The organism is Fusibacter tunisiensis, from assembly GCF_016908355.1.
Taxonomy (GTDB): domain Bacteria; phylum Bacillota; class Clostridia; order Peptostreptococcales; family Acidaminobacteraceae; genus Fusibacter_D; species Fusibacter_D tunisiensis.
Genome location: NZ_JAFBDT010000005.1, coordinates 42,149 through 54,194, shown reverse-complemented (window position 1 = coordinate 54,194; position 12,046 = coordinate 42,149). Strand labels below are relative to the sequence as shown.

General features: G+C 39.9%; 11 protein-coding genes. 9 read left to right on the top strand and 2 right to left on the bottom strand.

All coding sequences use genetic code 11. From position 1 onward, the window contains the following. Positions 1–19: 19 nt before the first annotated feature. Positions 20–631 (bottom strand): SDR family NAD(P)-dependent oxidoreductase, encoded by a 612-nt coding sequence (locus JOC49_RS04735; RefSeq protein WP_204662928.1) that lies wholly within the window; start codon positions 629–631, stop codon positions 20–22. Between the two features lie 217 nt (positions 632–848). Between JOC49_RS04735 and JOC49_RS04730 the strand changes: the two genes are divergently transcribed. The 9 genes from JOC49_RS04730 (at position 849) to JOC49_RS04690 (ending at position 11,049) form a co-directional block, all read left to right on the top strand. Further along, on the top strand, positions 849–1,712 hold the full coding sequence (locus JOC49_RS04730; RefSeq protein ID WP_204662926.1) for an alpha/beta hydrolase: 864 nt from the start codon (positions 849–851) through the stop codon (positions 1,710–1,712). 33 nt (positions 1,713–1,745) lie between these two features. Beyond that, positions 1,746–2,801 (top strand): response regulator, encoded by a 1,056-nt coding sequence (locus tag JOC49_RS04725; RefSeq protein ID WP_204662924.1) that lies wholly within the window; start codon positions 1,746–1,748, stop codon positions 2,799–2,801. A gap of 25 nt (positions 2,802–2,826) precedes the next feature. Next, positions 2,827–4,014, top strand: a complete 1,188-nt coding sequence (locus JOC49_RS04720) for a response regulator (protein WP_204662923.1) — start codon at positions 2,827–2,829, stop codon at positions 4,012–4,014. Positions 4,015–4,022: 8 nt separating this feature from the next. After that, positions 4,023–5,225 carry an HDOD domain-containing protein gene (locus JOC49_RS04715; protein ID WP_204662921.1) on the top strand — a complete coding sequence of 401 codons (1,203 nt, stop codon included), beginning with the start codon at positions 4,023–4,025 and terminating at the stop codon, positions 5,223–5,225. Positions 5,226–5,234: 9 nt separating this feature from the next. Further along, a complete protein-coding gene (locus JOC49_RS04710) occupies positions 5,235–6,644 on the top strand; it encodes a GAF domain-containing sensor histidine kinase (RefSeq protein ID WP_204662919.1) in 1,410 nt (469 codons plus the stop codon). 150 nt (positions 6,645–6,794) lie between these two features. Next, positions 6,795–8,174 carry a TldD/PmbA family protein gene (locus tag JOC49_RS04705; RefSeq protein WP_204662917.1) on the top strand — a complete coding sequence of 460 codons (1,380 nt, stop codon included), beginning with the start codon at positions 6,795–6,797 and terminating at the stop codon, positions 8,172–8,174. Between the two features lies 1 nt (position 8,175). Beyond that, positions 8,176–9,468, top strand: a complete 1,293-nt coding sequence (locus JOC49_RS04700) for a TldD/PmbA family protein (protein ID WP_204662915.1) — start codon at positions 8,176–8,178, stop codon at positions 9,466–9,468. A 66-nt stretch (positions 9,469–9,534) separates the two neighbouring features. Then, a complete protein-coding gene (locus JOC49_RS04695; protein WP_204662913.1) occupies positions 9,535–10,887 on the top strand; it encodes an alpha/beta hydrolase family protein in 1,353 nt (450 codons plus the stop codon). A 12-nt stretch (positions 10,888–10,899) separates the two neighbouring features. Next, entirely contained in the window at positions 10,900–11,049 is a 150-nt protein-coding gene (locus JOC49_RS04690; protein ID WP_204662911.1) for a hypothetical protein, read from the top strand. A 182-nt stretch (positions 11,050–11,231) separates the two neighbouring features. Here the strand turns inward: JOC49_RS04690 and JOC49_RS04685 are convergent, their stop codons facing one another. Next, positions 11,232–12,044 carry a MetQ/NlpA family ABC transporter substrate-binding protein gene (locus JOC49_RS04685; RefSeq protein WP_204662909.1) on the bottom strand — a complete coding sequence of 271 codons (813 nt, stop codon included), beginning with the start codon at positions 12,042–12,044 and terminating at the stop codon, positions 11,232–11,234. Positions 12,045–12,046: the final 2 nt, after the last annotated feature.

The window sequence follows — 12,046 nt, the reverse complement described above, 5'->3', positions numbered from 1 at the left end:
AGTGGGATTTTTTATGCATTTATTTGAGAAACTTACTGATTGTATGAATCGCAAATTTAGGGAAAAATTTATATAAGAAAAAGAAAATTTTACTGTCTTTTCCAATTCGTATTGAAAGCTTGTTTTTTTCCATTGCATTTAGGATTAAAGTTGCAGCTTTTGAAACCCCGTAAACAACTTGCCCAGGTACGGGCAGGAATCCGCCCATACTACCAATGTTTATAATATGAGCTTCGGGACGACTCAAAAATTCGGGAAGCAGCGCTTTTATGAAGTTTAGTTGTCCATAAAAGTTGACGTTCATCACTTGTTTAATTTTAGACCAATCTAAAGATGCCACGGGAATGAATGGCTGTATAATCCCTGCATTATTTATCAGACCGTCAAGATGTCCTACTTGTTTTAGCATTTCCGTTACAGCATTATTCACTTGATCTCGTTGCGTTACATCCACTGAATAAATGTGTAACCTATCAGCTGAGCTAAGAGATTCTCTAAATTTGAAAAGACTTTCTGTGTTTCTGTTTACAGCAATCACTGTAGCGCCTTTATTAAGAAGCTCTTTAACCAATTCAATTCCGACCCCGCCACTTGCCCCTGTTACAATTGTGGTTTTATCGTTTAGTTTCATGTCAACCTCCCGGTTAATATAAGTTTAAATCTTCGAGTTGTAAGTTTATTACCCTTTTTAAGCCTAATAATCATCTCATTATGTGGAAATCTTTTGAATACTTTTTGGATTATAGAATGAATGAGAGGAAATGTGGTAATATTATAATAGATATATTTTGATTGGGGACAGGTCAGGGGTCCGTTTTTCCTCCGTCCCCAACCGGAGGTGGGAGAATTTGGTTTATAAGAAAGTTGATTTTTGCACTCTTGAAATGGATGTATATGCAGAAAATGATGGAAAACCTGTTATTATATATTTTCATGGTGGTGGTTTAATTTTTGGAAATCGTCGTGAAATGACCGATGAACAGGTACGGTTTTTTATCGAATCGGGCTATAATGTCATTTCGGTTGATTATCGTTTAGCGCCTGAAACAAAGTTGGTTGAAATTGTAAATGATTTAAAAGATGCAATAGACTTTATTAAAACATTTGATGGGTTTATGGTGAAACTCGATATGTCTAAACTGATTTATATGGGGAGATCAGCAGGCGGGTATTTGGCCTTGTTGTTGGCGACGTATGAGGGGTATGCGCCGGCTGCTGTGGTCTCGATTTATGGTTATGGGAGCATCACCAGTGAGTGGTATAAAAAGCCAAGCCCTTATTATTTAACGCGAAAACGGATTAGTTTAGAAATGGCTGAATCTGTTATCGGCAATGAAGCGGTATCGGATGGCAAAATGGAGCGGTTTTTATACTATTTGTATTTAAGACAGCAGGGTAAGTGGCTTGATCATGTTGCTGGATTTGATGTCAGTTTGCACTCAGAGGAGTGGAAGGAATACAGTCCGCTAGAACGCTTTGATGGTGGCTATCCAGCAACAGTACTGGTTCATGGTGATGGGGACAGGGATGTTCCGTATGAAGAATCCTGTAAAATACATAAAAAGCTTTGTGCGTTAGGCGTTGTGTCAAGGCTTATAACTGTTGAAAATGCAGGGCATGGATTTGATCATTCAATAGAAGAAAAACGGGTTAGAGGAATTTTTGAAGCGATAGTTGACTTTTTAAACAGTGTAACGGGGGACAGGTCATAGGACCGTTTTTCCTCCGTCCCCAGGGAGGTGCGTATGCCGGCGATTTTGTTTGTAGATGATGAACCGATGATTTTGAAAAGTTTGAAAAGGAGCCTGAATGGAGAGCCGTATGACCAGTATTATGCGGGAAGTGGTGCCGAAGCGCTTGAAATTATGGAAAAGCATGTAATTGATGTTATTTTGACAGATATGCGAATGCCCGGTATGAACGGACTTGAACTTTTAAAAATAGTAAAACAGCATTACCCAAATACCGTTCGAATCGTGTTGTCTGGGTATACACAAATCAGTCAAATGGTTGTTACAATCAATCAAGGGGATATTTTTAGATTTATCTTAAAACCATGGGATGTGGATGAAGAACTAAGACCGGCTATACAAGAAGCCATTGAATATGCAACATTTCTAGCCAACAAACAGACAGATTCAGAGCGACTGGAAATGCGAAATCAACTGTATCAAAATCTGCTCAATAAATTTGATCATAAGAAAAAAGTATTGCTTCAAAATCTTGAAACCTTAAAGCATGTGAATCAAACAGCATTTGATGAAATAGAGGACTTGTTAATTGAATTGAATTGTGACCGAAATGACCTTCATGCAAAAAAGATTAGGCAGGCACATAAGATGGCCCGGATGGTTAATTTAATGTTTCCAGTTGAGACCGTGCCAATGGATTATACGCTGGTAGCAGAAAAAATCGCCAGCCTCCTTAAAAGAATTAATTTGCCAATTGAACCGACACTATCAAAGCATGACACCGTAAAAGTTAAAGGACATGGATCCGTTGATTTGATCCCCAAAGTATTGATGATTTTGATTAAAATAGCCACAGCAGAACATTTGATTTCCGCCTTGCATATAGAAGTATCTGGAAACCTTGATGCGGAATTAACAGTAAAAGAAAGAGCGCCGATCTATATAAGCATTTTAATAGACATACAATTAGAAGAAAATGAAACACCAGGGAACTTTGAGGCAAATTTCAACACCCTGTCGGATTGGCTAAAGCCTTATATGGAATTGCGGCAGGTTTCCAAAAATGGAAGACAGGTAATAAACCTTAAAATGCCTTTGGAATGGGGTTAATAGAGGCAAGAACAGGAGTAAGCAAATGAAGGAAACAATTAAAGTTTTAATCGTAGATGATAGCAAATTAATTCGAATGACAATAAGGGATTTGCTTAACACGCATTTTACGCCTCAAGAAATGCAGATTGAAATGGCAGAAGATGGCGATCAAGCCTTGGCACTTTTTGGAACTTATGAACCCAACATAATTCTTCTTGATATTATGATGCCGAAGGTGGACGGAATTGAAGTTCTCATGCATCTGCAAGAAAGAATTTTAAAAGGTGAAGTGCAAACTATTATGATTACAGGGATGGGAGATGACCAAACCTTATCAAAATGTTTTGATTTGGGCGCAAGTGATTTTATCAGTAAACCCATTCAAGACGTCGCTTTGACATCTAGGCTGAAAGGTGCCATTAGACAACATCACCTTATTCAAAGCTTAAATAGACTTAACCAAGAACTCACATTGGCTAAAAATCAAATGGTACAAGCGGAAAAGATGGCTGCAGTTGGACAATTGGCAGCTGGGATTGCACACGAAATTAACAATCCAGTTGGATACATTTCAAGTAACATTCACACACTGAAAAAATATTACCAGAATTGGAAATCTGGGAAAAATCAACATATTTTTGATTTGGACACTGACATCCAAGAAATTTTTGAAGATTTAGCTTTTGGCGTTGATCGCATTAAAGAAATTGTGGATTCGCTCAGAAGTTTTTCCAGAATTGACAATATTTCTGAAATTAACCAGTTTGACGTAGAACAAGGCATTCGTGACACATTGAATGTGGCGCGACATCGGTATAAATACATAGCCGATGTTCAAATTGAGTTTGGTAATGTCCCCTTGATTTACGCAAATGGCGGGAAAATAAATCAGGTCTTTTTGAATATTCTTATCAATGCGGCAGACGCCATAAAAAGTGCACAAGAGGAGGATGGGCGTACTGGACAAATAAGAATTGAGACCAAGTACATTTCCCAGGATGAAACGGTTGAAATTAAGTTCGTTGATAATGGTACTGGAATGGATGAAGAGACCCTACAGAGGCTTTATAACCCTTTTTTTACAACAAAGCCAGTAGGATCGGGAACCGGTCTTGGTATGAGCCTATCCTATGACATTGTTGTGCATGAACATAAAGGAAAAATTATGGCAAAATCAGAATTGGGAAATGGCACTGAATTTACAGTACTGTTGCCAGTTGGAAAAGCTTAGGAGGCGCCATGTCGAAAGTAATTGCATTTGTAGATGATGAACAGCAAATATTGAGGGCGCTGAAACGTCTTTTTTTTCAAACGGATTATACATGTTTGTTTTTCGATAAAGGCGGGGATCTGATTCAGTATTTAGAATCAAATAAAATTGACATTTTGGTTACGGATATTCGCATGCCTGAAATGGACGGCATTGCACTAATGCACGCTGTTAAGCGTATGCAGCCGAAAGTAATTCGTATAGCACTGAGTGGTTATACAGATAGCCGCCAGATTTTAGCGGCCTTGGACTCGGGTCTAGCAAGGCTATACATCTATAAACCGTGGGACAATGACCAACTTTTATCTAAAATTGAAGGCTTGATTCGTATGAATGATCAACTTGCTGATCCTAGCTTGCTACAAGAAATCAATGGATTGGGTTCGTTGCCAACCATACCGGATTTATATGCAAAAATTACGGATTTAATTGAAAAAGAGGCTTCTGCCCAGGAAGTTGCAAGGTTGGTGGATTCGGATCCTGCAATTGCAGGGAAATTACTTCGCATTGCCAATACTGCCTATTATGGGCTTCATACAGGCTCGGTTCAACAGGCAATTGTTATGTTGGGGATGAGTAATGTTCGCCAGATCATACTTACGAATTCAGTTTTTGAGCGGGCAGCATACATGCCTTATGCAAAAGACCTTTGGCAACATGCATCTTTGGTAAACCAAGGTGTTGCATACTTATATAGTTTGTGTTATGGCAAAAGTCTACCAAATCATCAAGGAACGGCTGGATTAATGCACACACTTGGCCTCCTTTTTTTGGCAACTGTTAAGACAGACTTGTACTTGGAATTAATAGAGGCTGTTGAGAAAGAACTCCAGCATTCCCAAACGGATAATAATCAATCTATTTTTGATGCTTTAGAAACTGAATTTTTACCAGTAAGGCATCCTGAAATTGGATCATTTTTGTTGAATTGGTGGGAACTCCCCTTTGACATTATTGAAGTGGCATATCACTATAGAGAACCTAAACCGGAGCTTATCGTCAACAAAGAATTGGTTGCAATGGTGCATTTGGTGAGCCATGTGGCTTTTGGTTTGCTGGGCCTTACTCAATTTCAATATGCGTTGGACAAAGAATTTTGTGATGCAAATGGAAACTTAACCCGTCATCAACTAGCGATTGAAGACTATTTAGCATCTTTGCTTACGAACTAGGAGGCCAGTATGGATTGTTTGGAAGAACGTTTTCAACACAGGTTAGCACTTGAAAGAATTGTTTCTGGAATAGCGCGAAATTTTGTGATGCTTGAAAATCCAACAGATAGTATCAATCATGCGCTTGAAGAAATTGGGAAATACAGCCGTGCAAGCCGGGCATATATTTTCGAATTTCAGGAAGATGGTATTTTCATGAACAATACCTATGAGTGGTGTCGAGAGGGTGTTGCATCAGAAATGGAACGCTTACAAAATCAAAAAATCAACAGTTTTCCTTGGTGGATGGCTCAAATAAAAGAGGGTGACATTTTAAATATAAAGGATGTTTCAAAACTTGGCGATGAAGCGCAAGCAGAGAGAGAAATTTTGGAGCTTCAAAGTGTGAAATCTGCCCTGATTATGCCCCTCATGCAAAGAGGGATTTTAAATGGATTTGTTGGCTTTGATAATGTGGACGCTACTGGGAATTGGCATGATGAAGATATGACGGTCCTCAGCATTGCAGCAGAGTTTTTTTCAAGTGTGTTTAATCGATTGTCCGCTGAAAAAGAAATCCATAATGCAAAAAAAGAACTTGAAGTCTCACTGGAATCTCTTAAACATCTTCAGGCGCAACTGATTCAGCAGGAGCAATTGGTGGCAATTGGCCAATTGGCAGCAGGGGTTGCACACGAGATCAATAATCCCTTGGGGTTTGTCATGAGCAACCAAAAAACGCTCCAAAATTATGCCAACATCTTGAAGGGGTATGCAGAATATTGTTTGGAACGCAATGAAAAACCGGCTTTATCAGATTCGGATCGAAAAGAATTGACCTACATTGTTGAAGATTTAGATGATGTTTTTTCGGATATCAATGAAGGTCTTGTGCGCGTAAAGAAAATCATAAAAAGTATGCGGATTTTTTCTAGAATTGATCGCATGACGGATTATGAACCCTATGATGTAAAAGAAGGCATTGAAAATACGCTGGTAATTATAAAAAGTCGATTGTCGGGATTGGGTGCATTGAAACTTAATATAGATACACCCATTCCAATGATTCAGGCCTATGGTGGTAAAATAAACCAAGTTTTGCTTAATTTAATTGTCAATGCGCTGGATGCAATCAAAGAGGCCCATCCGAATTCCCCTGGAGAGGGATGTCTAGAAATTAGCACAAGAACGAAACGCGATAAAAACGAGCGCAAAATTGTGGAAATTCAAATTGTTGACAATGGCATTGGCATGACGGACGAAGTGAAAAACAAACTTTTTATGCCATTTTATACGACAAAGAAAATTGGAAAAGGAACAGGGTTGGGCATGTCTATAGTCTATGACATTGTGAAGAATAGTCATGCAGGTGAAATAATTGTAGAGAGTACCGAAGGTGTGGGAACTTCAATTACGGTGCAATTACCAGTAAACAGTTAAAATTTGAGTCAACGGGGGACAGGTCAGGGGTCCGTTTTTCCTCCGTCCCCAATTGGACCTTGCGGAGTCATATAAATTATTTTATACTGAATTTAGCAACTTTATTAACAACGTGTCATAGTTTAAGATGAATTATTACAAGGGGGTAATATGGCAAAACAGGATTTAAGTCAGTATGTGGCTCAGATGAAGCCTTACTGTGAACTGCGTGTTCAGGAAAATCGAAGTTTTTCAATGGTCATGATGAATGGCAATCTTGTGCGCAATGACAAGAGTTCAACAGGTGGTGTTAGCGCAAGAGCGTATAAGGATGGTTGTTTTGGGTTTTCGTCTCAAGCTGAAATTTCAGATGAAACCATTCGAAAAGTTGTAGACCAAGCTTGGGAAAACGCCAAATTTTTAGCATCAAAGAAGGATCACCCACAAGAACCATTTAAATCTGAAGCCGTTCATGAAACAAAAGACTTTTCAACTCAAAAAGAAAGATGGACGCAAGAACAAATTACAGACTACATGAAAAGTGTCGACGCTTACATTCAAGACACTTATCCAAATTTAGTATCAAGACTCATCGTTTTGTCTTGTCTTGAAATGGAAAAACACTTGGTAACTTCTGATGGAACAGAATCCTATCTCTTATGGCCTAGAACTGTATTTCATATTGGACTTACTGCAGAAAAAGACGGTGAACCTTGTGAGCTTGGTGAAGTTTATGGTGGTATCGGTCAACTCGAAGACCACTTGACAACTGTAGAAGACATTAAAGCGGATATTGATGCACTTTACCAGAGCTTAATGCTCAAAAATGAGGGTGTTCATGCAGTAGCAGGCTATCATGAAGTGATTTTAGATGCCAATCTGGCAGGAATCCTTGCACACGAAGCCTTTGGGCATACAGTTGAGGCAGACCTGGTTCGAAATGGGTCTATTGCTGGCGATTATCTTGAAAAGCAGGTGGCAAGTCCTTTGGTCTCATTGATTGATTTTGCCCATAGTTACAATGGAGACTTGCTTCCAGTTCCAATTTTTGTGGATGACGAAGGCGTAAAGTGCCAGGATGCACCTATTATTCAAAATGGAATACTTAAGTGCTTTATGCACAACCGGGATTCTGCAAGAGAATTTGGGCATGAAAACTATGGAAATGCAAGGGCATGGCAATATTCTGACGAACCCTTAATTCGGATGCGCAATACGGCAATTCTTCCTGGTGAATCCACACTAGAGGAAATGATCGCTTCCATAGAAGATGGCTATTATTTCAAAAAAACAAGCAACGGACAAGCCGATACAACAGGCGAATTCATGTTTGGGGTATCTGAAGGGTATGAGATTAAAAATGGTAAATTGGGTAAAGCAATTAAAAACACAACCATATCTGGGAGAGCATTTGATGTGTTGTCGTCAGTGACAATGGTTTCCAACGAAATGAAATGGACCGCTGCGGGAATGTGTGGCAAAAAGCAACCAATTCCTGTTGGTATGGGTGGCCCTGCCATTAAATGTAAAATCAATGTAGGAGGTAAATAAGATGGACTACAAACACTTATTGGACTACTGCTTGGACAAAATGGCAGAAGCGGGAGCTGACAAGGCACAGGTGGTACTTTCTGTTAGCGAAAAACACGAACTCAATACAGAAAATAATACAGTTAAACTGCTTAGAAGCACTGAAGAATTCGACTTAAATTTCAAATTTATTAAAGACCAACGCGCAGCGAGCACCAGTATCAATAAGCAGTCAACTGAAGCAATTGATGCAGCAATTGAAAAATTGGTGGACTTATCTAAAGCAGCGCCGGTTGATGAAGCCAGTGATATTTCTGAATTCACAGAGCCTAAAGTTTTTGAAATTGGTGTTCTTAATCCAAATTTTGATCAGGTGTATGAAGCATTAGAAACTTTAAACGCTGAAATGAAAACAAACTATAAAAGCATTTATGGAGATGCTATTTTATCTTATGACCGCCGTCACAAGTATGTTGCAAATTCAAATGGCGTAAGATTAGAAGAAGTCGGTGGATACTACAGCTTTACAATGATGTTTTCCGCTAAAGAGGGCGACCGCATTACATCTTTTAACTACACAGGCGCAAGCACTTGCGAACTCAAGAAGAAACTTCTGGAACTTGGTGCCCTTGAAGAACTTTTGGACCAATCTATAAAAGAACTGGATGCAAAAGCATTTGAAGGCAAATTCGTTGGCGATGTGATTATTGCCCCAAGTTGCTTGGAAGAATTCTTAGAATATCTCTCAGGTGCGGCACTTGCGGATGGGTCATTAATTGCAGGTTCCAGTAAATTTAAGAATAAGATGGGCGAGCAGGTGGCATCACCAATGCTCACTTGGCACTCTAATCCCACTTCAGCAGAGCTGGCGCCAGGCTATACCATAACAGGCGATGGCTTTGTCGCAGAGGATTTGACGATTATTGAAAATGGTGTCTTGAAATCCTTTTTGATTTCACAATATGGGGCAAACAAAGTGGGACTTAACCGGTCTGGCAACTATGGCAATGCTTTTATTGTTGAGCCTGGTGAAAAAAGTTTGGCGGACATGGTGAAAAATGTAAAGCGTGGTATATTGCTAAACCGTTTTTCGGGTGGACGTCCAGGGCCTGATGGTGATTTTGCAGGCGTCGCAAAAAACAGTTTTTATATTGAAGATGGTGAAATTAAGTATCCAATTACAAAAACAATGGTTTCTGGTAACCTCTTTGAGTTTATCAATGCAATTGAAGCCATCAGTAACAGACGCATTAATTATGGCAATTGTGTCCTTCCGTGGATCCACACAAAAGGTGGCACCATCTCTGGACAATAATCATCAAGGGGCCCAAGGGTCCCTTGATTTATTCTGACGGATTTGTGGTTGGGGAAAGGCGGTAAAATGGACTGGCTTGAGTGGTTGGTATTGGGATTTGTTGTTCTAATATTTGCAATGGATTTGTTTGTAAAACCTGTTGATAAATGGCGTGTATTTAAGCGGTATGTTGCATTTGCTGGGTTTGGTATTTTACTGGGGCACTTACTCTTTGATCAAAAAAGTTGGCAAATGTATCCTGTCTATTTTTATTTATCTATGAAAGCCGGCGTTTCTATGATTGGGCTTTTAACAGATGCCCAGAGAAAGCCTATTAGAGAAAGTCGGATGAAAAATCTTGTTATAGGGGGAATCGCAATTGGTCTAACAGGTCTGTGTTTGGTTGTGTTTCCCAAGTATTCAATTCCAGAACCTATAGGGGCTTACCATGTGGGGACACATACATTTGAAATAACGGATCCTAACCGTTTGGAATCTTATGGTAGGGTTATCGACGAATCAGATAAATCTGACTACAGGCGTATTCGGATTCAAATGTGGTATCCAGCGGACTCAGTTGCTGGCTATAAACAAATGCCTTGGCTTCAAGACGGTTTACAGGTTTCAAGATCCTTGGCAAGAGAGATGAATTTGCCGTTTTTCATGTTGGATCATACGGAAAATATCTTGTCTAATTCACATTTGGAAGCGCCACTGAGCAGGCAGGAATCGGTATACCCAATTGTAATTTTGTCCCATGGCTGGAAAGGGTTTAGAAGTCTTCACACAGATTTTGCCGAATTGTTGGCAAGTTCAGGTTATATTGTATTTGGAATTGACCATACTTATGGTGCTCAAATGACTGTTTTTGAGGATGGAACAGGGATAGAATTGGATCAAAATGCCCTGCCTGATCGAAATGAAACGCCAGATTTTTTGACGTATGCAAACCAATTGGTTATGACTTATGCGGGGGATGTAAAATTGTTGCTCGATACTTTGCCATCACTGAATCCTGGCCAGTGGGACCTTTCTCGTGTTGGTCTATTAGGCCATAGTACAGGTGGGGGCGCAGATGTGGCTGTTGCAATGGAGGATTCTCGAGTTAAGTCAGTAATTGGGCTAGATGCGTGGGTTGAACCTCTTGGTATGGATGCTGTAAAAATGGGGCTTGAAGTACCTGCTTTATTTCTGCGTAGTGAGCAGTGGGCGGGTGGTGTAAATGACACCTTCCTAAATGGCCTGATTGAGGGAAGTCCAGAAGCACGGGTACATCAAATTGACGGGACGACACATATTGATTTCACCATGTCATATTTGTTTTCCAGTCTAACTGGAATTATTGGTTTTACTGGAGATTTAGATCGCGAGATGTCTGAAGAGATTCAGCACACCTATATTTTAAATTTTTTCAATGAAACTTTAAGACCGGGCATGTAAAAAGGGGGAAATATGAAAGACTCTATTGCAATTATAGATTTGGGATCTAATTCTATTCGCATGAATATATACGTTGTAAATTCTCAGGGCGGATTTGGTCTTTATGAACAGGCGAGTGAAATGGTGAGACTTAGTGAAGGCATGGGGGAAGCACAGAGCTGATTTGGATGGAAAACCGTACGTTTAAAGTACCGCACGTTTGGGGACGGAGGCAAAACGGACCCCCTCCCTGTCCCTGAATGCGAAAAATTAAGTAAAATCCCCCTTTTAGTTAGATAATTGGGGGATTTGGTTTTGTATGGGGACAGGGCAAGGGTCCATTTTGCCTCCGTCCCCAAACGCACTTAAAATACCGGGACGATGGCGCCTTTGTATGTTTCTTGGATGTATGTTTTTACAGCATCAGACTGAAGGGCTTCAAGTAGCGCTTTGATGCGATCATCGTCCAAAAGCTCTGGCTTTACTGTGATGATGTTGGCATATGGAGATTCACTGCCTTCAATTATAATGGCATCTTGTGAGGGATTTAAATTGGCTTCAAGAGCGTAGTTGGTATTGATAACAGCGGCAGCCACATCTTTTAAAGACCGTGGAAGTTGGGCAGCATCGAGGGGCTTGAAAATAAGCCCATTTGGGTTTTCGATAATGTCGTTTTCAGTTGCCTCTAGGCCAGCATCAGGATCTAAAACAATTAAGCCATTTGCTTCAAGCAATAAGAGGGCCCTGCCTTCATTGGTCGGGTCATTTGGTATGGCTATTACTGCGCCTTCTGTTAGGTCAGATAAGCTTGTTAGCGTTTCAGAATAAAGTCCAAGAGGTTCTACGTGTATGGCACCAGCACTGACTAGAGTTAAGTCATGCGTTTCGGAAAATGAATCCATGTAGGGAACGTGTTGGAAAAAGTTGGCATCTATTTCGCCATCATTTAGCGCCAAATTTGGGGTTACATAATCCGTAAATTCAACGATTTCAAGGGTGATTCCCTGAGCCTCTAAATCCGGAATAATGAGATTTAAAAGTTCAGCATGTGGCACAGGTGTTGCGCCGACTTTCAACGTATTTTGTGTGTCATTATTGGTCTTGCATGCAATTAGGGATAAACTCAAAAGACCTACAAGTATAATAAATAGCAAGTATTTCAATACATGTTTTGACATTT